Below are 22,792 nucleotides of genomic sequence, written 5' to 3' on the forward strand. Positions count from 1 at the left end.
GTACTGCTTGGTTATCGCAGTACATATATTCATAACGAGCTTCTTTATTATCTTTTCCATTGGGGAAAGCCCGTGTATCTCATCGCTGAAGCCATTGAGAATTACAGCTTCCACCAGACTCACAACACTTCCCTTAAGATCCTAGTTACTTTCTGCTGCCATATTTTCATGGTTCTGAGATGCTCTTAAATATCAAGCGGCATATATTGTTGTGATCGATGATTATGAAATGGGCAGATACAAAAAAAAGCTGTTAAAGGCATAGAAGAATGGGCTGCCACAACCTACGGTGTCCCAGGCAGATCCGTCAGGCTTTCCACCCTGAGAAATTCAGCAAGCGGACACTGGATGGCAAGCTGCTCCTTTCCTGATATGGATCAGAAAAGGCAGATCCTCATCATACTCGATGAAAATGGAAAAGTGATCTATCATTCCGATGCGGCAGAGATCTCTGATTTTGATAAAAAGAAGTTTTCAGATCTGGTTCTTGGTGCAAAGATACTTTCTATGATCTTTGCCATGTTTTTCGTCATATTATCCATCGCGTCTCTGATCGTAATTTTAGCCGGATTCATTACCGGCATTTCATCAGCGAATCTGAGGATCCTGATTTCTCCAGTTCCGGTATCCGTAGCTTCATTTATACTTGTTTCGTTCGTTCTCAGCGTATATTCGTTCTCCAGAATAGCCGCCCTCAGGAGACGCCTGCTTGAGGGCTATCTATTCACCGCGTATATCGAGGACAGCACTTTCCTGAATATCATCGCGATCGTATTCAATGGCATTTTGCCAGGATTATTCCTCATTCTAGCAAAACGCATGATTGGCCATGCCATCATATGGCAATGAGGCAGCTGTACAAGACAGTGATCTGGCCGAAGTTTATTGGTATCCTACATATTATTTATTAATAATAGAATGTTGAACATCAAAATGAGCTGCATCGAATTTCATGAGGTACAGAAATCGTTCGGGAGCAAGAAGGCCCTTGATGGATTATCATTTGACGTCGAATGCCAGGAGAGCGTGGCGCTGATCGGGCCAAATGGGGCTGGAAAAAGCACAACGCTGAAGATCCTTGCAGGCTTGATTAAACCAGATTCTGGAGAAGTAAAGATTGGAGGTTTTGATCCGGATTCTATCGAGGCGAAAAGGATAATGGGCTATCTTCCAGAGGATGCCTCCCCGTATCTTACGCTGAGCGTAAAGGAGAACCTGGAATACATAGGCGCGTTGAGGAAAACAGATGGCCTTGAACAGAAGGTTGAATTCCTGCTGAACATCATGGAACTGAACGAGTACAGGAACAGCAGGGTAAGCACACTGTCCAGGGGGAACAGGCAGAAGCTTTCCATAGCGCTTGCGATAATACATGATCCAAAGATAATGCTGCTTGATGAGCCACTGAATTACCTTGACATACCAACGCAGGAAAGGATTATAAAGTACTTCAAGGGCATGAATGCAACATTTCTCGTATCAACGCACATAATGTCCATTGCGGAAAGATTCACAAAGAGTGCGCTGATCATAAATAACGGCCGTCTGGTTTGGTCCGGGCAGATCGATGAATTGAAGGAGATGAGCAGGCAAGAGGACATGACCGTAGAGGGAGTCATCTCCAAGATAATGGGTGAATCATGAGACGCAGCTTGTTTTCTCTGATCCTCAGGACAAGGGTTTCCTCTTCATTTATCGCCTTGATAATCATATTCCTCCTGCTCGCAGTGTTCACCATCGCCATTTCTGCACCACACGCAAGGCCCATAAGGGCTGAGTATCCTGTTTTCCTAGGCATCCTTTCGTTCATATCTCTCATCGTTATGGTTGGATCTGCACTCATATTCAAGAAATCTGATTTCGATTTCCTGTTCACATCGCCCATCCCTGCGAGTTCCTTATCTCTGAACTTCTTTCTGGCCGCCCTGGTGATAAACTCCATGTATGCCTTCTTCCTCGTTTACTTTCTCCCAATGCTTGAGTACCCTGTATTCATCATACCAGCCGCGATAGATCTCTGGTTCGTGATGGCCATAAACGTCTCACTTGCTGCCATTTTGAGAAGCATAAGCATCAGAAGGAGGCTGCTCATAATAGCCATTGTCCTGGTATGGTACCTGGTACCAGGGTTCTTCAGTTTTCCCATCTCGCCAACCTCAGCTTTCGCGGGATATCCCATCTATGGAACTGTGATAGATGCTGCTGTGTCTCTGTCTCTTGTTTCATACAATGTGCTTAGGCCTCCCAGGATCGCCTATTATTATCGATCCCTGACGGCGGGAACAGCAACGATAAGGAGATCCATAAGCTTTGCAGGATCCACCCCCATTGGCGCAATATACAGGTTCAATCTGAAGATGGTCGGCGGTGCATCGACACTCAGGATCGGAAACGTATCAAAGAACTATGCCGGAAGGCTCAACATGGGTGTTGCTGTATGGGTATCGATGGCCGTAGCAGTTCTATACGGTGTGGCCTTTATATTCATTCCGGAAGCGGAGAGATCCATAATAGAGATCTATTATATCCTCTACGGGGTGGCCATATACCCACTGATGAGAGGGATAAACTGGATACAGACGGAGAGAATTTGGCTTGCGCTGATGTCACTGCCGGCCACCACCTATTTCAGGCACATGGCGCTGGCCAAGGTGATTTCCACACTGATAACGCTCTTGCCCCTCATCATTGTCAACTTCATTCTTTTCGCTGTTTTCAGGGACAGGATATTTCTCGAGATGTCTGTCATGACACTTGCATTATCTCCCTCTGTGCTCATATTTGGCTTCTACCTCGCTGGGTTTGTTAACCCTTACCAGATAATCGATATCGGGGAGCTTCCTCCTTCATCACGGTATTCGGGGAGGAACTTTGTTGCAGGCCTCACAATCGCTCCTGTGGCCGCAATAGCGGTTCTGTCGATTTTCATTCCTGGCCTTTACCTTTATGCATCAATAGCATTCATAGCGGTGGCCATGATCCTGATAGCACTGCCGAACATACAGGACAGCCTGAAAAATTCAATACTGTCACACAATCTGCTATGATCCACTATCGCCCTCTTATGGCGATTGAAAGCTGGATACTGGTAAAAGCATTATACTATGGGATATGGGCCCGACCGGGATCGAACCGGTGATCTCCGCCTTGTAAGGGCGACGTCGTAACCACTGGACCACGAGCCCGCATTGTGGAAATGGCAAGGAAAATAAAAACATGACGCTTCTCCTGTTCGAAGGCTGATTCCGTTCTGAGCGGCTGACATCTATCCCTGAATTCTTGATTTTTCAATCCTCAGTCCATGGGCATATCCTCATCAACGTGTGATTGAACCTAAAGTTTCCGGTATATGGGTTATGTTAATGGAAACGTATTTATCTCGCATAAATTATGTATCCGCATGGACTTCGTGATCTTTGCCAAGAAGAGCGTCCGTTTTCCCGGCAAGCATTCCACGCTGATCAACGGCCGCAGGATGATCGACATAGTTGCATCAAAGCTCGTGGATTATGGCCAGGTGATACTTTACTCAAAGGATCCGGATCTGGAATGCGTGCAGTGCAGGGTCGTCAGGGATTCAACAGACGGCATAATAACTGATTCTGTCCTGAGCGCCATTGACAAGTTTGGCACATTTTTCGCTGTGGCTGGAGACATGCCGTTCATAACGCACCGGATGATCGAGAGGATCATCGATTCCTACGATGGAAGACCTACCTTTCCGATCCATGCGGATGGGCTCATAGAACCGCTGTTCGGTATATACACGGAAAGCGTTTATGACGCAATGCATGATTATATAGAATCTGGTGGAAAGAGTCTGATAGGGTTCCTGAACATGATAGACATTGAAAGCGTTCCAATAAACGAGGATGAAGAGAAGTTCTTCACAAGCATCAATTATCCGGAGGACATTGAGAAATATGCAGACCTGATAACTGATACATGAATTTTGCTATAATTATCTGTCTATGCATTATTTAGACATTATTTCAATAAACTATATATAGCACAGATATGATACATATAATAATGCAGGGTTATACGGACGCATCCGATATGATAAGATCGTCCATACGGGAATTTGTCAGGAAGGAGATCGAACCCATAAGATCCAAGATCGACAGGGATGATTATTTTCCGGAGGATAAATTCAGGCTGATGGGGAGGATGGGCTATCTTGGTGTGACCGTACCACCGGAATACGGGGGAAGCGGTGCTGGCTATCTCGCGCAGGCAATAATTGAGGATGAGCTTGGCTATTCATCTCCTTCATTGGCGCTATCGTACGGTGCACACAGCAACCTTTGCCTGGATAACGTATACAGGAATGGATCGGAATTTATAAGAGAAACTTACGTTCCCAAGCTTGCCTCTGGGGAATACATAGGATCACTATGCCTAACTGAACCAGGATCTGGATCGGACGCGCTGGCCATGTCTACCCACATCGACGAGATCGATGGTAGCCTGTATCTCTCAGGGAGCAAGATGTTCATCACAAATGCGCCGTACGCGGACCTGTTTCTGGTGCACAGCAGGGATGGCGATTCGTACTCATCAGTGATCGTCCTTGCAGACGATGGGGGCTTCAGCAGGGGCAGATCCCTGGAGAAGATGGGTATGCGCGGATCCCCGACTGGAGAGATATTCTTCAACAGGGTGAGGATCGGACCAGAAAGGATCGTCGGAGGAAGGGGATCTGGAAAGAGGATCATAATGTCTGGCCTGAACTCAGAGAGGGTGATACTTTCTTTCATATTCATAGGGCTAGCAAGGCGTGCCATAGACGAAGCGGTAAACTATGCATCAGAGCGGAAGCAATTCGGACAGCACCTGGCAGACTTCGAATTGATACAGGAGAAGCTTTCGTACATGTATGTCAGGTATGAGGCCAGCAGGATGCTTGCATTCAGAGCACTGGAGAAGCTACAGTTCGACATGATGGATCCCATCGACGCAGCCTCAGCCATCATGTATGCATCAGAATCCGCCGAGTACATAGCAAGAGAGGCCATCCAGATTTTCGGAGGTTATGGCTACATAAAGGATACAGGCATAGAGGTGCTGCTGAGGGATGCAATACTTGGACAGATAGGGGCCGGAACGACAGAGATAAGGAAGCGCGTGATCGCCAGATCCCTCGTCAGGATGTATAAGGAAGGGAGAAAAATAGAATGAAAGTACCGTTATGAGAAGCTGATACACTTCATTATCGTTTTCGGAATAAATGCATATGGAAAAACTGTTATATATATTCAATCATTGGTGCATGCATGTTCGATTACAATCCTTCTGAGGAGGCCATAGCATATACCAACCTTGGACGTTTTGCTTCATCATTGGGCATGAGCATCAGGGATCTCTACATCCGTGCTGATAGGGATCCGGAATGGTTCTGGCCAAAGGTTATAGAGGACATCGGCATAGAATTCTTCAGAGAATACCAGAGCGTTGTTGATCTATCTGGTGGAATTCCCTGGGCAAAGTGGTTCACGGGTGGCAGCATCAACATTGAGTACAACGCAGTTGAACGCCATTCTGGATCCGGAAAGACCGCAATAGTATACCAATCCGAGGATGGCGAGATCTCCAAATTATCGTACTCGGAACTCAACAGGAGGGTATCGGCGCTATCATCTACCATTCGTGATATGGGCGTAGGCAAAGGCGACCGCGTCGCCATATACATGCCCTTTAATGCAAAAAGCGCCATAGCTTTCTATGCTGTACTCCGAATAGGTGCCGTTGCGGTTCCAATGTTCTCAGGCTATGGGCTTGATGCTGTCAGGGGAAGACTGGAAGATTCCGGTGCTGGTCTTCTGATAACATCCTCATCTTACACCAGGAAGGGAAAGACCATCGACATGTCAGCCGTGGCCGATCGGATAGATATGAAGACCATAATGGATGGCGAAGGTACGAAATTCTACAGGTTCGAAGACGCAATAAGCGGTGGAAAGAGCGTGCCCGTGGAACACACCTCAAGCGAGGATCCAGCGATAATGCTTTACACCTCCGGGACGACAGGAAGACCAAAAGGGACGATACACGTACATGGTGGTGCTCTCGTCAATATAGCAAAGGAGGTAAAGTATTATATGGATCTCAGGGAAAACGACGTGCTTCACTGGATAACGGATCTTGGCTGGATGATGGGGCCATGGGCTCTGATAGGCACGAACACACTGCGCGGGACCATATTCCTCTATGACGGTGCCATAGATTATCCTGACCCTGACAGGATCTTCGATATTGTGCATGATAACGGCATAACCTTGCTTGGCCTCTCGCCCACGGTCGTGAGGATGATCAAATTCAGGGGAACCAGGCGTACATTTGATACCGTCAGGGTGTTCGGTTCCACAGGTGAGCCATGGGACGAGGAGTCATGGCTGTACCTGTTCAACGTGCTTGGTCGTGGCAAGGCTCCCATATCTAATATATCTGGTGGCACAGATATAATTGGATGCTTTCTGGCATCAAATCCAGCCATACCGCAGAAGCCCAGATGCCTCTATAGAGGCCTTGGGATGAATGCATCCATATTCGATGAGGATGGAAAAGAGGTTTACGGAAAGGTCGGTTACCTTGTGGCAAGGTTCCCGAGCCCGTCAATGACACGTGGACTCTGGGGAAACCCTGAAAAATACCTCGAAACATACTGGTCAAGGTTCGAGAATGTGTGGTTCCATGGCGACTTCGGCGAGATGGATGAGGATGGCTATTTCTATCTCTATGGAAGATCAGACGATGTGATAAAGATCGCCGGAAAACGCGTCGGGCCAAACGAGGTGGAGGATCTGGTAATGCGCGTTGATGGCGTGACAGAATGCGCTGTTGTTTCCATACCTGACAGGATCAAGGGGGATGTTCTGGCCGTGTTCTATGTAGGTGATCCTGGACTGAATGGCAGGATAGAGAAGGAGATAGAGATGGGGATGGGGAAGCCGTTCAGGCCGGCGCATGTGATACGCATATCGAGGATACCCAAGACAAGAAACGGGAAGATCATGAGGAGGGTGATAAGATCCGCATTTTGCGGCCTCCCTGTCGGCGATACAAGCAACACAGACGACAGCGACGTGATACGCGAGATAGAGGACATAGGCAAGATGGCCCTCAGGCAGCCATGATAGCTCTTACAGTTCTGCTGGCCTTTCTGGTTCATGGAGAGTTGCAGCACCATATTCAATTCTCCATTGGTGCTGCCTCGTTTCATGCGAGTGGCCTAATGTCTTTGTGAGATGCATTATAGGCTTCTGGATGGGCCTTCTGCAGGACTGTAACGACGAATTCTATCGGCTTACCCATGAGATATGGTACGTGGTGCGTGATCCCTTCTACATGAGGCTTAAGATCATATTCATAACGTGGAGCATAATGAGGATCCTGAACGTGTAGCGATATCGCGCATTCCGTTTGGAATTATATCACGTGATCGCGGCTTCGTATCGTAAAGATGGGGAAACTTGCAGCGGTGCATACTGAAAGATAGGCGGAGATGTTGAGGAATTTAAAATAGAGGCCAGCGCTATTATCTTGAACAGGACACGGCAAGAAAACATTGGAATATCAATTCCTGAGATGCTGCTCCCATTTGGAAATAGTATGCGGAGCAATGCCATATATCGTAACCTTTAGAAATTTTTCATCAAAGATGAATCAACTGGAAAAGGTATCCTCAAGATCATCATACCTCCTGAATTCCGCATAGATATGAGAAATACAAACCATGGAAAGTGGGGACACTGGGAGTTGAACCCAGATCTACGGGTCTCTTCCTGGATCATAGTTCCAGTCACTCATCATCACATCAGATGACCCTGTTTCTAATCATCTCCTGACTGGAGCCCGTCAGGATGCCATTACCCCATGTCCCCTGCCGCAACTGATCCACCAGAGTTCGATCATCGTGCGATGATGGAACGTCGCGGAGTTTCAGAGAGTGATGTTTGTATCGTATATATCAATTTCGCAGATTATTGCACTGCATATTAATGGGACAGATCATGATCACAGTGCATTCATCGTTTCAACACTGGATAAAGATCCACCACGCTGACCTCCCTGAAATCCGAATAGAACTCGCTGACTGCCTCAAATTCATAGGGCATTTCAGCGTAGATTATCGGAACACCCTCCGAACGTATCAGATCGAAGGCGTCCTCACTCAGAACGGGCACGGCGATGGATATATTCCTGGTTATCGATGATCTTATGCTCCTTACGGCCGCGACTATTGTTGTACCGGTGGCTGATCCGTCGTCGACAAGTATGACGGCATCCCATCTGCCACGAAACACGGAATTGCTATCACCAAGAGATCTGCGCATCTCCGCGATCTCGTCCATGATCCTGCTGACACTGTACTGTATGCTTTCTCTGTCTATGCCAGATGAAAATGTGTTCAGATAGGGCTTCCTCTCCTGCCCCTCTGCTATGGCGCCTATGGCGAATTCCGGATCATCAGGATGCCCTATCTTCTTGACCACTATTGTCGTCAGTTCGCAACCCAGCGCATCGGCTATAGGCCTGGCAGTAAGGATGCCGCCCCTTGCGATGCCGGTAACGGTACAGTTCCCTGCTGGCCTCTGGATCTTGCCTGCAAGTAAGTGCCCGGCCTCGATCCTGTCCCTGAACATGGCCTCATCTCCATCCAGAACCTGAATAATACATCAAGCTAAAAATTGCGGATAAACCTTTCCATTTTCAGATCTTTGCCTTCCTGTAGGAGAGCGCGGCGAAGACAAAGAACAAAGCGGAGAGGATCACAACAACGCCAACATATACCAGGTCGGATCCTGTGAGCCGGGCAAACATCATGTCCCTCACTGAATTCACTATGTATGTCAGTGGATTCGCGTAGGATACTATCCTCAGTCCAAGGGGCGTCCTTCCATTGATCGGATAGAACGCTGAACTTGCGAAGTCCAGAATGAAGAATATGAACATGGTCACGGTGTTGTATGTCTGAATGGTGCGTATAAACACCGAGAGAACCAGGAACAGCGAGGTGAAGAGTATCGATGATACAAGGAGTACGACAATTATGAGCAGTATGTTCACCAGGTAATGAACAACGAACCCGGTGAGAAGATAGGATACAAGGAACATGAGAAGGGCTCCCCCCACCGAGAATATCATCGACACGTATATTATTCCCAGCAGGTAATCTATCCTGTGGAACGGACCCACCAGCAGCTGCTCGAACATCCCCCAGCGCCTGTCAGACCACAGCATGCTCCCACCTATGGATCCAGCTATGAAGGGCTGCATCGCCACAACACCCGGAGACAGAAACTGCGCATAGCTTATTGATCTCCCGTCAAAAACAACATTTGGTATAAGTGCCTGGAACATGAGGCCAAGAACGATAAGGTAGAATGAGGGGAGGCCAATAAGAAAGAGGAGCGTACCAGGATCAGTGTTTATTATCAGATTCCTTGCCGTCAGGCGGAGGGATGGAGGCATCATGATACCACCTTCAGGAAAACGTCGTCGAGGCTGCTCTCCTCGACGCTTATTCTCTCTATCCTTATATCCTTTGTCTTCAGGTATATTATGAGATCCGGGAGTATATCTTCCACGTTCTTGGAAACTATGCGTATCTCTTCGTTGTCCACGATGACATCCTCAGGAAACTTGGATTTGAGACTCTCGTAATCAATGTCCCCTGAGACAACGACGTGTATCGTCTTGAGATCACCGTATTTTGCCTTCAGATCGGAGCTTGTACCCTCAGCCACTATCTTCCCCCTGTTCATTATGGCGATCCTGTCGCAGAGGTAATCGGCCTCCTCCATGATCTGCGTCGTGTAGAGTACAGTCAGGCCTCTTCTCGCCTTGTCCCTGATATAATTCAACACGGAACGGCGCATTATCGGATCTAGGCCAACTGTAGGTTCGTCCAGAAACAGGAGATCCATATCGTGTATGAACTCCCTTGCTACCTGAAGGCGCTTCTTCTGGCCACCAGAGAGCTCCATGGCCCTCACCTTGCGCAGCGGACCGAGATCGAAGACCTCAAGCACCTCCTCAATTCTTGCCTTCAGCACCTCCCTGGGGACGTCCCAGAGCATGCCGTAGACCTTCAGGTTACGTTCAACGCTTGCAAAATCAAATGACTCGTTCTGCAGCACCACTCCTATGCGCCTCCTTATCTTCTCAGCATTCTCGGACACATCCATGCCCAGAATCCTGACCTTTCCGTAATGTACGGGAAGTATCGTTGTCATCGTCCTTATTGTCGTCGTCTTTCCGGCCCCGTTCTTTCCAAGAAGGCCGTATATCTCCCCCTTTGCAACATTGAATGAAACATCATCGACCACGAACGTTCTCCCATCATAGGTCTGCCGGAGGTGTTCAACCTCGATCACTTTCTCAGGCACATCTGGACAATTTGAAAAAATATATAGACATTGTTATTTCGGATTTTCACTGCCTTTCTGAATTGTTATAGAACCCCTGCTGCGCTCTTCCTTTCCCCTTATGAATGAGAAAAGCGCACCGATGAGTATTAATATCAGCGAGACGGCCAGCGCCGTGTGTATGCCGGTGAGAAAAGATGCTGATACTCCACCCACCAGATGACCAACGCCTGCGAACACCTCGAAGGCTATGTACCTAGGTATCGATAATGTAGATATTGTTATTGCGAGGACGAATGATCCGAGCATCCCTATGTTCGCCATTGTCCTGAGAAGCCCGGACGCGGCCCCATATGTCTTCACAGGCGAACTGGCCATAACAGCACTGTTGTTGGCAGGGAAGAACATGGATGATCCAAGGCCAGATATTATCGATACCGGTATTATGTAGTATATGGATGTCGACAGGCTCAGCTGCATATACAGCACTATGGCAACCGCCATCATCAGCATGCCGAGAGTAGCGGGTAACCTAGCACCTATCCTGTCCGATAAGCGTCCAAATATCGGGCCAGTGAAACCTCCAAGGACGTATCCCGGGACGAGCAGCAGAGAACTGTCAAGAGGCGTGAGACCGCGGAGGCCCTGTAGATACATTATTATTATGAATGTCACTGCAAGGTAACCAAGACTCTGTAGGAACGAAGCCATTATCGAGAAGTTGAATACCCTGTTCTGGAACATGCTCACTGGCAGGAGAGCGTCCTTGTTCGATCTCTCAAGAAAAACGAATGCAACGATGAGTATTGCACCAACTAACATGAGCCCCTCGTTCAACCTGTCTATACCATGTGAAGTGAAATCGGTCGCAGCGTATGAGATTGATACAAGGGCAGCAGAGAGCGTCACCACACCCGGTATATCTAGGCGTGCCATGCGCCTCTCGCTTTTGCCTATGTATTTCATAGCGAAGTAGAACGAGGCAAGCCCTATGGGCACGTTTATGTAGAATATGTAGCGCCATCCTATCAGCGTTGTAATTATTCCACCCAATACTATACCAAGGGTTGCACCGGAGTTCCAGCCCACTGAGGTGTATCCATAGGCTCTGCCCCTAAGGTTGGGTGGAAAGTTATCCGCTATGATCGAACCGGAGTTGGCCTGCATCATGGAACCGCCTGCGGCCTGTATAAACCGGAAGGCTATCAGCGACTCGATGTTCGGAGATATTCCGCACAGGAACGAACCGGCCGTGAATATTAACATGCCGCTGTTGAATATTGTCTTCCTGGACTTCATGTCTCCAAGACGGCCAAACTGGGTTGTGGTCACAGCTGCTGTGAGAAGATAAGCGAGTATTATCCATATGGACAACGAAAGGGGCGCTTTCAGGCTATCCGATATTGTCGGGAGAGCAAGCACAACGATCGTGCTGTCGATTGCTCCCATCATGACCCCCGCGAGAACCGGGATGAGTATCAGGTCGTTCTTCGAAATGGCCATGCTCATTTTCCTGATGCAATCCAATTATTAATATGTGCGGTATTTTACATAAGAAACATTGTGTATTGTATGGAATTATACGTCAATTGCCGAATGCGATTATAGCAAAATATAAATAGTATGCAAGAGTATGATTATCAATGGCAAAGATAGAGATAGACGATGAGATGTACAGAAAGCTGTCCTCCATGGGGGACGTTGAGGAGATGGTTAGAGAAGCGGTGAGCAGGTACACGATGGTTCCGGCTGTCTACGCAGTCGAACGAACGGCTTACGACGGCTACCTTTCTGGTTACTTCTGCCACGGCAACGCCGACTGAAGTTCCATCCGGGTCATATTTTTAACGACCCTGACCGCATCCTCACCTATGTTATATATGAAATGAATCGTCGGCACTTTCTGCAGCATCGAGTAATAACTTTCATATATGGTTGTTCAATCAGGTCAACGTCACACTATAGCGATCAGAGGTGTTTGGTTGAAGAGAAGTTCAAGGGACTGGAAAAAGCGCGGAAAGATGCGATGGAAGTGGAGAAAGAAGAGAATCAGAAGGCTCAAGAGACAGAGAAGAGCCAACAGAATGTGATCCTACAAAAATTCTTTATCCCATATGATGATGTTTTGCCATGGACGACGAACTGGAGAAATATTTTAAGGATTTTATGAAGGCAATGCCCACCGAGGACCTATACCTCGAGGCTGTCCGCGACATAGTAAAGGATCTTATAAAAGAATACATAAAGAAGAAGATGAATGAAGACGAGACCATAAAGAAGGAACTTGCCACCGTTCTGGAGGAGTTCATGGAGTCCCGCGTGAAGCAGTATGATGCAATGATAAGCATGACGAAGATAATCGCGAAGATCGGGCTCGTCAGCGCACCTGAAGGCGTAAAATCCGAGATGTACGAGGATTTCATGAAGGTCTTCAAGAACGAGATAGAGGCAGTAATAAGGAAGACGCTATGATGTCGTGTCGAAGTCCTTCACAATAATGGATCTTGAGTAGAGATCGAAGATCGTGAGCTTCGATGGCTTCGGGTTGAAGTTCATCATCTTCTGGTATTCGGTCTGGGACTGCCATGTTGAGGAGTTCACATACCTCACACCCTTGTAGTTTCCGATGTAGTGCGAATGTATGTGTCCCGTTATGAATATGTCCGGAACCTCCTCTATTACATGATAATCCACTGCCGAGGGTATCATCGGCGTGTTACCGCCATATTTCGGGCTTAGATGCCTCCTTATCAGTATGGCCTCTATGGCCTTGCCTATGCTGTCGTAGTTCGCTCCGGGTATCAGCTCTATCATGTCATTTAGGGACATGCCATGATATACGAGGACATTCTTTCCCTCCAGCTTCAGATTGTATGGATTTGGCAGGAAGGCCACGTTTGGCTCGAACAGATCCCTGATCCTTGGCGGGAAAACCGGCTGCGGTTCTGACAAGCGTACGGTATCATGGTTTCCAGGCATCACGAAAACCTTTATGTCCTCGGGCACATCAACGAGGTATTCGGCCAGCTTCGCGTACTGTTCCAGCGGGTTCAGTATCTCAAGATCGTTTTCCTGATCTGGGTACACGCCTATACCGTCTACGACATCACCGCTGAGGATCAGGTATTTAACCTTCGATGCGTCTGAGTCGGAAGAAGCCAGCCATTTAACCATTGACTCGAACTCGTTCTTCCTGAATGTCTTGCTTCCAACATGTATGTCCGATATCGAGGCAACGTACACAGGATCGTGCTTCTCCTCATCCATAACGCGATAGGGTATGTCAGGCCTGATTATCTCATTCACAAATATGACCGGATCCTTTGATGACTGGCTTACGCTTCCTATTATCCCTATGACCTCGTCTTCCAGTATTATCTCGTTTATAGGGCCGCGGTCCTTCATCACTATTGCCGTTATGGAATCCTCCAGATCCTCGATCACTATGCGCTTGTGTCCATTTTTCGTCATCGATACCTCTGAGACCATGCCGACGACCTTTACCTCGCCTTGGGACCTCTTTGCCGTCTTTATGCTGACAGAACCACGCATCGACGAACTCGAGGTTATGATCTTGATGATCTTCTCGTATTTGCTCACGAACATCCTTCTGAAGTCCTCAATTGAGGCATTGAAACGCACATCCGGAAGATACACCTCGTAATCGTTCCTGATCTTTGGCCTCGAAATATAGCGGTCCACGTATTTCTCATCAATGTAGCCATCAGAATTCCTTATCATCTCTTCTATCATGGAGCTGGAAGAGTATTTTATCAGCTTATCCAGCGCCTCCGGTGATATCAGCACGCCATTGCTGTTGAAGTACTGTATGAGGCTCGTCCGATCAAGCTGGGACATATTGCACTTCACGATGATCCGCTTCAAGCATAAATGGATTATCTTCCGAAGATCGTTCAAAAAGTAATATTATATTCGAGAAGATCACGCAGGGATGCAAAAAGATGGAGAACCGCTTCTCTTCTTCTTCATGGCTTTCTTCTGGGGTCTGAACTATATAATGGTAAAATACGCGTACATATACGACGTATCATCCTCGGTGCTCCTCATGAGGGTTCTCTACGCGCTCGTATTCTCAACAATACTGTTCTTCAGGCAGATAAGGTTTCCGAGGACGCTGGAAGAGCACCTGAAGGTGTTCGGGCTTGCGAACCTCAACATTACCGCATTCTTCTCGCTCTGGTTCTTTGGAGAGACCGGAGTCAGCGCTTCGCTGACGTCCATCGTCATATATTCATATCCCATCATGTCTCTGGCCGCCTCATATGCCATTCTGAACGACCGCTTCGGGAGGGGGAAGGCCATGGGCATAGCACTTGGCTTCGCCGGTCTCGTAATTATATTCTTCCGTTCTATCAACGTCTATAATTATGTAGACCTGATAATGCTCATACTGGCGGCACTGAGCTGGGCCATGGGCACGGTATTCTACAGGAAATTCCTGACCGGCTATGATTCAGCCGGCCTTAACACGCTGCAGCTACTTTATGCCATGCCTGTCGTGATCATCATCGCCTTCATTACTGGCGGGATCAACAGACAGCTGATGATACCGCAGTTCAACCTCATAATGATATACATGGGATCTCTGGGAACGGCGGTGGCCTACTTCATATTCCTGACGCTTTACAGGAAGTACAGGGTGAGCGATATCTCCGCATATTTCTTCCTTGTTCCGGCGATAAGTGTGATACTTTCCGTGCTGATGCTGCACGAGGCGGTATCCCGCATAATGATCGCCGGATTCGTTGTTATGAGCATCGGCATCTATATGTCTGGGCGCCTGAAATAGACTGTGCTTTCAGAGGAAGATGCCACGTTTTGGAAAAACTATGTCCGGCCTGTATGAGATCTCCGGATATCTGTTTAGGCCAATATACCTTGTCCTTGCCCTGGTCAGCATCATCCGGAATATCATGGAATCGGAACTGTATACGGCGAGGGATACCGGATCAATTTTCATAATGCGTTCCATAACCTCTTCCACTGATGCAGCATGGTGCAGAATGTAGACCGGCGTGTAGAGCATGTCGTCAAAGTCCGTTATCTCGCCGTTTATCAGCGTGGGTGTTATTATGTTGCCCTGTGGCCCCTTCGAATACATGAGGGATCTGGCCTTTCTCGCCTCTGCGATCATGTTCAGAGATCGGACAAGATCGATATCAGATGCGCACGGGCCAAGCTGTGTTGAGAGATCCTCAGGATCTCCTGCCCTTATTGATGGTAGCAGTTCCTTCAGCCTGTTCACGAAGTATTCGAAGACATCCTCATGCACTATCATGGCCCTGAGGAACGTGCCGTGCCTCTCTATGATCCCGCTGACAAGATCCTGCGCCGCAAAATCCAGGTCTGCGTCCTTCCACACTACGACAACAGATGGCCCTCCCCTGTCCGCGAGGATTGTTCCAGAAGTTCTGCCGTAGTCCTGCATCCCATCAGTCGAATATGACACCACGTATTTCGATCCCGGCAGACCATCCGGAATTCCATGGTTCCACACGGTTAAAGATCCCTTTGGTAGCCCTGAGGAGGCAAAGGCCTTGTACATCAGCGATGGGACAAGAAATGCATGCCTGTCCGGAACAACCGCCACCGGCACGCGGTTTGAAAGGAAGAATAGGGATGGAACCAGCATTGATGATACTGGATCCTGATGATTTGGGTATACAATGGAATACTGCGGCAGATGATTGAATACAGGATCCTCAAGTATACCGATCTTTCTCACATCAGAAAGCGATCGGTTCAACTCCGATATTAGGTATCCCACCGGCTTCCCCGTTGTCCTCGCTATCCTTGGCAGTATGGCGTCTCTGTTCTCCTGCAGATAATCAAAGACGGAATCTATGGATGATCGGATCTGTTCAACAGAGAGAGATCGCAGTGATGCGGATGCATCCTGTATCGCATCCAGTTCCGGACCAGGACTCCCGTATTCAAGATACGCGTCCTCTATCTCATCCGTGAATCTATTTCTTATTATCATGTCAGCCTACGGATTTATGTTTGATATCTGGTAATTTGGCGGTTCGCTTATCAGCCTTATGTCGTGCGGATGGCTCTCCCTCAGGCCATTGTTTGTTATCCTTACGAACTTTCCGTTCCTCTTTAGATCCTCGATCGTGGCTGCACCCACGTACCCCATTCCCGTGCGAAGGCCGCCGACCAGCTGGAAGAGGACTTCGTCAACCCTACCCCTGTAAGGGACTGCTCCTTCTACGCCCTCAGCTATGAAACCATTGCCCAGCTTGCTGTACCTGTCAGAAAGGCCGGTTGTGAGAGCGCCTATGGATCCCATGCCCCTGTAGGCCTTGTACTTCCTGCCATTGATTATCATCTCCTGGCCGGGGCTTTCCTCGGTTCCAGCCAGCATTGAACCCAGCATAACCGCATCTGCGCCTGCGGCTATTGCCTTGACTATGTCTCCTGAGTACCTTATGCCTCCGTCCGCTATCACCGGAATCCCACTTTCCCTGGCAACTTCAGCCGCCTCCGAGATGGCAGTGAGCTGCGGCACTCCAACGCCCGCAACTATCCTGGTAGTGCATATGGATCCCGGCCCTATGCCGACCCTTAGCCCGTCCACGTCGCAGGCTATGAGATCCTCTGCGGCCTGGGCCGTCGCTATGTTTCCAGCGACGATGTCTACGGATATCTGTTTCCTCATGTTCCTGATCGATGACAGGACGTTTTCGTTGTCCGCGTGTGCAGTATCAATGACTATGAAGTCTGCTCCGGCTTTCTCCACCTCTATTGCCCTCTCTATGTCGAAGGGGCCGACGGCTGCACCGACCATCAGCTGCCCCTCGCTGTCCCTCGAGGCGTCTGGGAACTTCTGCCTGGTTATTATGTCCTTGGCGGTTATGAGCCCGACGAGATGTCCTGCGCTATCTACGAGTGGCAGCTTCTCGATCCTGTTCTTGTGCAGTATCTCTATTGCCTCATCAATATCCACGTCCTCTGGTGCCGTGATAACATCCTTTACCATGACGTCGGATACCGAAGAACCCTTCTTCACGAATTCCAGATCCCTCTTCGTCACTATACCGATCAGTTTGTCGTCCTTCACGACTGGGAGACCAGCTATGTTTCTCGTGGCCATGAGAGTTTTGGCGACCTCTATTGGCGTCTCCGGGCTTATGGTGTAAACATCCCTGATTATTATGGTCTCTTCCCTCTTGACGCGCTTGATCATCTCCACTTCCTTCTCCCTTGGCTGGTTTCTGTGTATAACTCCTATGGCACCATACCGTGCCATGGCTATGGCCATGGCATCCTCGGTGACTGTGTCCATTGGAGAACTTATTATGGGTACCTTGACCTGTATATGCCTGCTTATACGGGATGAAACAACAACGTTCTTGGGTTCGACTGAAGTCCTCATTGGAAGTAGAAGGACATCGTCAAAAGTGAAACCTTCAGCTATCTTCGTGAATTTCTCTCTATACATGCGAAAGGAAGTAAAAACCAATAAATAAATGTTGCCAGTTCTTCCTCTGAAAGATCATCTGGTGATCGACGACGATGTTTTGTTCCCGTTCGTGGATCTGATGATCTTCCTGATGAATTCTATCGTCTGTGCTGTATGATTATCGTACTCGTACAGTATTGTATTGTAGTAGTCCTCTGCAACGCTCATCGGTATTCCAATCCGTTCTGAAAGGCTGCGTGCACATTCCATTTTGTAGGCGATCGATCGCATGACAGCATGATCGAGTTCCGTCGTGTCTGGATTCTCCGATATTCTTGAGACTGATACCGCGTATACTGGTGCCATGTGGAATATCCTTGAGAACGCGTTGCCCACATCCATTATTATGTGGTTTCTGCCTGCATAAACTGCAAGCGCCTCATCACCATTGAGAAGGGCGTAGTCAGCCACGGTTAGAAGATCTTCCGCATCCTTGTAATCGGTATGGATGAACCTGTGTTCCACATGTAGGGATGTGAGGACAAGATCAAGGTACAGTTCCGTGGTTCTGGTATTGCGCGTTATTGCCACATCCATTTTCTTCTTCAAGCCGTCTTTCCTCGATACCAGCAGCGTTGATACGGTCTTCCCCTTGGAGTGTATATTTGCAGTATTGAGAAGCCTCAGGTTATCTTCATTCTCCAGATATGAGACAAGCGACACCATCCCTATTTCGGATCTGCCGGACAGCACAAGCTCCAGGTTCTGGAACGGGCCATGCCGATCAACACCATCTCGATTTTCAAATCCCATATAAAGAGGATCGCTGTGCGCAAAATCAATTATGGATATCATGCGTACGCCATTATATTATAGAAGGTGTCCCTTATCGCGGGTACCTTTCCAGCCTGCCTTATGAGGCGGTTCAGCTCCTCCGTGGTGGTCGGATTCTTCCTGTCCGTAGCACCGAATACCTTCTCGCTGTAAGCTGTACCCACCAGATCGCTGCCGCCTCCGTTGATGGCGATCTGTGCGACAAGCTTGCCCAATGCGACCCAGTAAACGCTTATGTTCCTTATCGCTTCGCCCATTATTATCCTAGCCAACGCTATGACCTTCAGGTCCTTGTCTACTGGTGCCGGACCCTTCACCCTACCGGATTTTAGCAGTGCAGTGTTCTCTGGACTGAATTTCAGCGGTATGAATGAGAGGAAACCCGGAACCTCCATCTGGTTGTCCCTTATCTTTATCATGTGATCCACTATGTGGTTCCATCCCTCGACGTGGCCGTAGGTCATGGTAGAATTCCCCCTGAGGCCGAGCGCGTGTATTATCTTGGCATCCTCAAGCCATTTTTCACCTGAGATCTTCTCCGGCGTTGCCACTATCCTCCTGATCTCCGGATCGAATATCTCAGCACCGCCTCCAGTGTGTGCGTTCATGCCGGCCTCCATGAACCTTGAAACAGTTTCCTTTATGCTGTTCCCCGTTGTCCTTGCAATGAAGTCTATCTCCGGGATCGTGAAAGCCTTTATGGCGACGTCCGGCATAATTGACCTTATCGTCCTGAACATATCCTCATAGTACTCTATGCTCAGGTCTGGATTGAAGCCGCCAACTATGTGAACCTCGGTCACCTGCCTCTTCTTTGCCTCGTAGGCCTCGTGCATGATCATATCCCTAGTCAGTTCATATCCCTTTCCGAACCTCTTGTTCTTGTATGGGACATAAAATGCACATATTGGACAGCTTGCTGTGCAGTAGTTTGTGTAATTTATATTATATGAAACTGCATACGTCACGGTATCGCCGACATCGATCTCAGTGAGCCTGCTTGCTATCTTCATCAGGTCGAATATATCCATGTTGGTGAGATCCATGGCCTCATCGAACGTTATGGGCGAGTTTCTGGCTCTCTCAACCCAGTAATCAACATCATAGGAGATCATTTTATACTCATTGTCATTTGATATTTAAACTTGGAGCCATTTCGCCTTGAACGAAGGCGCATTATATTTCTGCTTCAGCCTCTTTCTCCGAATGAATGGATATCTAAACTTTATGGATATGATTAATCAACAAATGCTTAAATACGGCAGGAAAATGACTGGGCGTGACCCATGAAAACCGACGTTGTATTCATACATCCCCCATCCATCTATGATTTCAGGAAGAGGGATATCGACCCTGGCCCTATAAGCGATGTCGTTCCGTCCACGCCAGTGTTCGAGATGTATCCGGTCGGCTTTGTGAGCATGCTGAATTATCTTGTTCAGAACGGTTTCAATGCGAGGATAGCCAACGTCGCGGTCAGGATGGTGCAGTCGAGGAGGTTTGATCCAGTATCATACCTGAGGGATCTGGATGCCCCCATATATGGAATAGATCTCCACTGGCTTCCGCATGCCCATGGTGCCCTTAATATTGCGAGGATAGTCAAAAATCTCCATCCAAACTCGTACGTTGTCTTTGGTGGTTATTCATCCACTTACTTCAGGAAGGAGATAATGCGTGATTACCCATTCGTCGATTTCGTTCTCGCCGGTGATTTCCAGGAATACGGCATATACAAGCTTGCCGAGAGCATAGTTGAGGGCAAGCCGCTGTCTGAGGTGCCCGGCCTTGTTCACAGGGAGAACGGCATGGTGAAGGAGGAGAGGCCGTATGACTTCAGGAAAGGCCTTGAGAATGTCTTCTTCAACTACGAAGTGCTTCTAAAAAACGCAATAAAGTATCATGACGTGAAGGGGCATCTGCCTTACGCAGACTGGTTGAGGAATCCTGAGGGCTTCACGCTGATAGAACGTGGATGCCAGCTCAACTGCGGATTCTGCGGTGGGTCAAACTTCTCATACAAGAACAACTTTGCGATCAATTACCAGTTCAGGGACCCATGCAGAGTGGTGGATGAGATCGAGCTATCACAGGAGATCCTTGGATCGCCAGTCTTCATCGTCGGCGATCTCGCTCTTGCCGGGCAGAAATACTATGAGAAGTTCTTCAAATGCCTTAGGGATCGGAAGATCGACATACCAATACTCACTGAGTACTTCAAGCCGTTCAACGAGGACTACGCCAAGGAGATAAGCAGGAGCGTTGTCGATTTCTCAATGGAGATATCACCGGAAACATCCGATGAAAATGTCAGAAACTGGAACAAGAGCGGATACAGCAACGAGGATCTTGAAAAATCTCTCAAACTTGCGGAGGAATACGGATCGAAAAAGTTCGATGTTTACTTCTCCATAGGGCTGTCGCACCAGGACTACAGGAACGTAATCGATACAGTTGAATACGCTGGTAAGCTGATGAGGGATTTCAGGGGATCGCAGATGAAGATCAGCACATTCATATCGCCGATAGCGCCATTCGTGGATCCGGGTTCGCTCTGGTACGAAAAGTCCGAGATGTACGGATTCAAGGTCTTCGCAAGGACCCTTGCAGACATATACCGCATCCTCGATATGGGAAAGACATGGTACGATTTCCTGGACTACGAAACACAGTGGATGACCAGGGACGAAATAGTCAATGCAACGTACGATGCAGAGATAAGAATGACCCAGTTGAGGTACGATGTTGGCGATATAAGCAGGGATACCATGGAGACCATAATAAGAAATGTCCAGAACTACAGGCGGGGCAACAACTACTGCAAGAGCAACCGGGTGGATAAGCACCTCGCCTACATGAGCAAGGACATAGAATGGTCCAACAAACACAAGCCAACTCTGACCTCTCTTCTGATACTCCTTTACAGATCATACGAGGAGGTCATAGGCGGAATGCGTATCAGATCCGAGGAAAGATCGTGATCCGCATATTTTTGGCAAATGTTAATAACCATTAAAAAATAGAGTATCGTGATAGTATCAGATCATATTTCATCCATAGAGAAGAAGATCGAGGCCGGAGAGGATCTGGACGCTGATGACATCGTATATATGTATGATGAAGCTGACGTGAACGATCTTGGTAAGCTCGCCAGGAAGATCACTGAGAGAATAAGCGGGAACCGCGTTTCCTTTGTGTCAAACATAATTCTTAACTATACAAACGTCTGCAATGTCAGGTGCAAGTTCTGTGCCTTCTACAGGACTGGAAAAGAAGAGGACGCGTACACCATGACTCCAGATCAGGTCATAGATGAGATCAGGAAATACTATCCTCTCGGCATAAAACAGGTTCTCATCCAGGGAGGTGTCAATCCCAGCCTGGATCTGGATTACTACCTCGAGGTCTTCAGCAGGATCAGGAAGGAATTCCCTGATGTAGGGATAAACGGCCTCTCAACGGCAGAGATAAATTTCATATCAAGAAAGGCGAAGATGAGCTACGAAGATACGATATCCGTACTCAGGGATGCGGGGCTTGAGACGATACCCGGAGCTGGTGCAGAGATACTGGATGACGATATCAGGGTGGCACTCGGAAGGCCGCCTGGAAGCGGAAAGCAGTGGCTGGAGATCATGGAGACCGCACACAGGATCGGCGTGAAGACCTCTGCAACCATGGTTTACGGGCACATTGAGAAGAGCATAAACAAGGCGCATCACCTTATCGCGATCAGGGATCTGCAGAAGAAGTACCATGGCTTCCTGTCATTCACGGCATGGAACATGGAACCGGACAACACGGAACTCCAGCGGGAAGGTGTCCTGAGCTACAGATCACAGGCTGAGGACGTGATCCGAAACGTTGCCATATCCAGGATAGTGTTGAACTATGACCTTCCCATAATTCAGAGTTCATGGCTGACAAACGGTGTGGAGATGGGGCAGCTCGCGATCATATACGGATCAAACGACTGGGGCGGTACGATATACGATGAGCGCGTTATACCTGCAACCGGCAAGCAGGTAGGAAACCTCAGGAAGGAGATAATAATAAGGAGCATCAAGGACCTGGGCATGGTGCCTGTGGAGAGGGATAACCTCTACAGGCCGGTGCAGGTTTATTGATTTTTGCAGGCATCCTTTTTTCTCTGGTTTGT

At 48.2% G+C, this 22,792-nt stretch carries 22 protein-coding genes and 2 tRNA genes; 13 read left to right on the plus strand and 11 right to left on the minus strand.

The genetic code is table 11. From position 1 onward, the window contains the following. Positions 1–372: 372 nt before the first annotated feature. From F6Q11_RS03835 to F6Q11_RS03845, 3 genes are all read left to right on the plus strand, one after another. Entirely contained in the window at positions 373–849 is a 477-nt protein-coding gene (locus F6Q11_RS03835; RefSeq protein ID WP_297026382.1) for a hypothetical protein, read from the plus strand. A gap of 84 nt (positions 850–933) precedes the next feature. Continuing rightward, complete coding sequence (locus F6Q11_RS03840) at positions 934–1,644, plus strand: ABC transporter ATP-binding protein (protein WP_297026384.1); 711 nt, start codon at positions 934–936, stop codon at positions 1,642–1,644. After that, positions 1,641–3,047, plus strand: a complete 1,407-nt coding sequence (locus tag F6Q11_RS03845) for a hypothetical protein (RefSeq protein ID WP_297026386.1) — start codon at positions 1,641–1,643, stop codon at positions 3,045–3,047. Before F6Q11_RS03840 ends, F6Q11_RS03845 begins: the two co-directional genes overlap by 4 nt. Positions 3,048–3,112: 65 nt before the next feature. Here the strand turns inward: F6Q11_RS03845 and F6Q11_RS03850 are convergent. Further along, positions 3,113–3,185 (minus strand) — tRNA-Val (locus F6Q11_RS03850). 215 nt (positions 3,186–3,400) lie between these two features. Here F6Q11_RS03850 and F6Q11_RS03855 point away from each other — a divergent pair. The 4 genes from F6Q11_RS03855 to F6Q11_RS03870 all read left to right on the plus strand — a co-directional run bounded on the left by F6Q11_RS03855 (position 3,401) and on the right by F6Q11_RS03870 (position 7,404). Then, on the plus strand, positions 3,401–3,949 hold the full coding sequence (locus tag F6Q11_RS03855) for a molybdenum cofactor guanylyltransferase (RefSeq protein WP_297026390.1): 549 nt from the start codon (positions 3,401–3,403) through the stop codon (positions 3,947–3,949). Positions 3,950–4,032: 83 nt separating this feature from the next. Continuing rightward, a complete protein-coding gene (locus tag F6Q11_RS03860) occupies positions 4,033–5,181 on the plus strand; it encodes an acyl-CoA dehydrogenase family protein (protein ID WP_297026392.1) in 1,149 nt (382 codons plus the stop codon). Positions 5,182–5,276: 95 nt separating this feature from the next. After that, positions 5,277–7,136, plus strand: coding sequence for an AMP-binding protein (locus F6Q11_RS03865; protein ID WP_297026393.1), 1,860 nt, complete (start codon positions 5,277–5,279; stop codon positions 7,134–7,136). A gap of 130 nt (positions 7,137–7,266) precedes the next feature. Next, positions 7,267–7,404, plus strand: a complete 138-nt coding sequence (locus F6Q11_RS03870; RefSeq protein ID WP_297026396.1) for a hypothetical protein — start codon at positions 7,267–7,269, stop codon at positions 7,402–7,404. 339 nt (positions 7,405–7,743) lie between these two features. Here F6Q11_RS03870 and F6Q11_RS03875 read toward each other — a convergent pair. From F6Q11_RS03875 to F6Q11_RS03895, 5 genes are all read right to left on the minus strand, one after another. Beyond that, positions 7,744–7,883: transfer RNA gene (locus F6Q11_RS03875), tRNA-Trp, on the minus strand. A gap of 144 nt (positions 7,884–8,027) precedes the next feature. Further along, positions 8,028–8,645, minus strand: coding sequence for a phosphoribosyltransferase (locus tag F6Q11_RS03880; RefSeq protein ID WP_297026398.1), 618 nt, complete (start codon positions 8,643–8,645; stop codon positions 8,028–8,030). Between the two features lie 67 nt (positions 8,646–8,712). After that, complete coding sequence (locus tag F6Q11_RS03885) at positions 8,713–9,477, minus strand: ABC transporter permease (protein ID WP_297026400.1); 765 nt, start codon at positions 9,475–9,477, stop codon at positions 8,713–8,715. Beyond that, the gene (locus F6Q11_RS03890; protein WP_297026402.1) at positions 9,474–10,391 is read right to left on the minus strand and encodes an ABC transporter ATP-binding protein; all 918 of its coding nucleotides are present in this window, start codon (positions 10,389–10,391) and stop codon (positions 9,474–9,476) included. Before F6Q11_RS03890 ends, F6Q11_RS03885 begins: the two co-directional genes overlap by 4 nt. Before the next feature lie 33 nt (positions 10,392–10,424). Further along, entirely contained in the window at positions 10,425–11,867 is a 1,443-nt protein-coding gene (locus tag F6Q11_RS03895) for an MFS transporter (RefSeq protein ID WP_367119327.1), read from the minus strand. Positions 11,868–12,013: 146 nt separating this feature from the next. On the opposite strand from F6Q11_RS03895, the gene F6Q11_RS03900 reads away from it, so the two are divergent. The 3 genes from F6Q11_RS03900 to F6Q11_RS03910 all read left to right on the plus strand — a co-directional run bounded on the left by F6Q11_RS03900 (position 12,014) and on the right by F6Q11_RS03910 (position 12,842). Continuing rightward, positions 12,014–12,193 carry a hypothetical protein gene (locus F6Q11_RS03900; RefSeq protein WP_297026406.1) on the plus strand — a complete coding sequence of 60 codons (180 nt, stop codon included), beginning with the start codon at positions 12,014–12,016 and terminating at the stop codon, positions 12,191–12,193. A 159-nt stretch (positions 12,194–12,352) separates the two neighbouring features. Further along, a complete protein-coding gene (locus tag F6Q11_RS07595) occupies positions 12,353–12,460 on the plus strand; it encodes a 50S ribosomal protein L41e (RefSeq protein ID WP_083808298.1) in 108 nt (35 codons plus the stop codon). A gap of 40 nt (positions 12,461–12,500) precedes the next feature. Beyond that, positions 12,501–12,842, plus strand: a complete 342-nt coding sequence (locus tag F6Q11_RS03910; protein WP_297026408.1) for a nitrite reductase — start codon at positions 12,501–12,503, stop codon at positions 12,840–12,842. Here the strand turns inward: F6Q11_RS03910 and F6Q11_RS03915 are convergent. Further along, complete coding sequence (locus tag F6Q11_RS03915) at positions 12,837–14,228, minus strand: DNA-directed DNA polymerase II small subunit (protein WP_297026410.1); 1,392 nt, start codon at positions 14,226–14,228, stop codon at positions 12,837–12,839. The two genes, F6Q11_RS03910 and F6Q11_RS03915, sit on opposite strands and share 6 nt — an antisense overlap. Before the next feature lie 94 nt (positions 14,229–14,322). Here F6Q11_RS03915 and F6Q11_RS03920 point away from each other — a divergent pair, with 94 nt between their 5' ends. Further along, positions 14,323–15,180 carry a DMT family transporter gene (locus F6Q11_RS03920; protein WP_297026412.1) on the plus strand — a complete coding sequence of 286 codons (858 nt, stop codon included), beginning with the start codon at positions 14,323–14,325 and terminating at the stop codon, positions 15,178–15,180. Between the two features lie 9 nt (positions 15,181–15,189). Here the strand turns inward: F6Q11_RS03920 and F6Q11_RS03925 are convergent, their stop codons facing one another. From F6Q11_RS03925 to F6Q11_RS03940, 4 genes are read right to left on the minus strand one after another with little or no spacing between them, the layout of a single operon-like run. Further along, positions 15,190–16,374 carry an aldehyde dehydrogenase family protein gene (locus F6Q11_RS03925; protein WP_297026413.1) on the minus strand — a complete coding sequence of 395 codons (1,185 nt, stop codon included), beginning with the start codon at positions 16,372–16,374 and terminating at the stop codon, positions 15,190–15,192. 6 nt (positions 16,375–16,380) lie between these two features. Continuing rightward, the gene (gene guaB / locus F6Q11_RS03930) at positions 16,381–17,838 is read right to left on the minus strand and encodes an IMP dehydrogenase (RefSeq protein WP_297026414.1); all 1,458 of its coding nucleotides are present in this window, start codon (positions 17,836–17,838) and stop codon (positions 16,381–16,383) included. 54 nt (positions 17,839–17,892) lie between these two features. Further along, a complete protein-coding gene (locus F6Q11_RS03935) occupies positions 17,893–18,654 on the minus strand; it encodes a menaquinone biosynthetic enzyme MqnA/MqnD family protein (RefSeq protein WP_297026415.1) in 762 nt (253 codons plus the stop codon). After that, positions 18,651–19,748 (minus strand): radical SAM protein, encoded by a 1,098-nt coding sequence (locus tag F6Q11_RS03940; RefSeq protein WP_297026417.1) that lies wholly within the window; start codon positions 19,746–19,748, stop codon positions 18,651–18,653. Before F6Q11_RS03940 ends, F6Q11_RS03935 begins: the two co-directional genes overlap by 4 nt. Before the next feature lie 171 nt (positions 19,749–19,919). Between F6Q11_RS03940 and F6Q11_RS03945 the strand changes: the two genes are divergently transcribed. Further along, the gene (locus tag F6Q11_RS03945; protein WP_297026419.1) at positions 19,920–21,614 is read left to right on the plus strand and encodes a TIGR04190 family B12-binding domain/radical SAM domain protein; all 1,695 of its coding nucleotides are present in this window, start codon (positions 19,920–19,922) and stop codon (positions 21,612–21,614) included. A gap of 48 nt (positions 21,615–21,662) precedes the next feature. Next, positions 21,663–22,760 carry a cyclic dehypoxanthinyl futalosine synthase gene (mqnC, locus tag F6Q11_RS03950; RefSeq protein ID WP_297026421.1) on the plus strand — a complete coding sequence of 366 codons (1,098 nt, stop codon included), beginning with the start codon at positions 21,663–21,665 and terminating at the stop codon, positions 22,758–22,760. Positions 22,761–22,792: the final 32 nt, after the last annotated feature.

The sequence above is a fragment of the Thermoplasma sp. genome (assembly GCF_008709555.1).
Taxonomy (GTDB): Archaea; Thermoplasmatota; Thermoplasmata; order Thermoplasmatales; family Thermoplasmataceae; genus Thermoplasma.

Bases quoted from the DNA above. Each gene is read 5' to 3' on its own strand.
- F6Q11_RS03870 (WP_297026396.1), top strand. From the start codon at position 7,267: ATGGGCCTTCTGCAGGACTGTAACGACGAATTCTATCGGCTTACCCAT.
- F6Q11_RS03935 (WP_297026415.1), bottom strand. From the start codon at position 18,654: ATGATATCCATAATTGATTTTGCGCACAGCGATCCTCTTTATATGGGA.
- F6Q11_RS03885 (WP_297026400.1), bottom strand. From the start codon at position 9,477: ATGATGCCTCCATCCCTCCGCCTGACGGCAAGGAATCTGATAATAAAC.
- F6Q11_RS03855 (WP_297026390.1), top strand. From the start codon at position 3,401: ATGGACTTCGTGATCTTTGCCAAGAAGAGCGTCCGTTTTCCCGGCAAG.
- F6Q11_RS03845 (WP_297026386.1), top strand. From the start codon at position 1,641: ATGAGACGCAGCTTGTTTTCTCTGATCCTCAGGACAAGGGTTTCCTCT.
- F6Q11_RS03835 (WP_297026382.1), top strand. From the start codon at position 373: ATGGATCAGAAAAGGCAGATCCTCATCATACTCGATGAAAATGGAAAA.
- F6Q11_RS03900 (WP_297026406.1), top strand. From the start codon at position 12,014: ATGGCAAAGATAGAGATAGACGATGAGATGTACAGAAAGCTGTCCTCC.
- F6Q11_RS03840 (WP_297026384.1), top strand. From the start codon at position 934: ATGAGCTGCATCGAATTTCATGAGGTACAGAAATCGTTCGGGAGCAAG.
- F6Q11_RS03910 (WP_297026408.1), top strand. From the start codon at position 12,501: ATGGACGACGAACTGGAGAAATATTTTAAGGATTTTATGAAGGCAATG.
- F6Q11_RS03860 (WP_297026392.1), top strand. From the start codon at position 4,033: ATGCAGGGTTATACGGACGCATCCGATATGATAAGATCGTCCATACGG.
- F6Q11_RS03940 (WP_297026417.1), bottom strand. From the start codon at position 19,748: ATGATCTCCTATGATGTTGATTACTGGGTTGAGAGAGCCAGAAACTCG.
- F6Q11_RS03865 (WP_297026393.1), top strand. From the start codon at position 5,277: ATGTTCGATTACAATCCTTCTGAGGAGGCCATAGCATATACCAACCTT.
- F6Q11_RS03920 (WP_297026412.1), top strand. From the start codon at position 14,323: ATGCAAAAAGATGGAGAACCGCTTCTCTTCTTCTTCATGGCTTTCTTC.
- guaB (WP_297026414.1), bottom strand. From the start codon at position 17,838: ATGTATAGAGAGAAATTCACGAAGATAGCTGAAGGTTTCACTTTTGAC.
- F6Q11_RS03915 (WP_297026410.1), bottom strand. From the start codon at position 14,228: ATGTCCCAGCTTGATCGGACGAGCCTCATACAGTACTTCAACAGCAAT.
- F6Q11_RS03925 (WP_297026413.1), bottom strand. From the start codon at position 16,374: ATGATAATAAGAAATAGATTCACGGATGAGATAGAGGACGCGTATCTT.
- F6Q11_RS03945 (WP_297026419.1), top strand. From the start codon at position 19,920: ATGAAAACCGACGTTGTATTCATACATCCCCCATCCATCTATGATTTC.
- F6Q11_RS03880 (WP_297026398.1), bottom strand. From the start codon at position 8,645: ATGTTCAGGGACAGGATCGAGGCCGGGCACTTACTTGCAGGCAAGATC.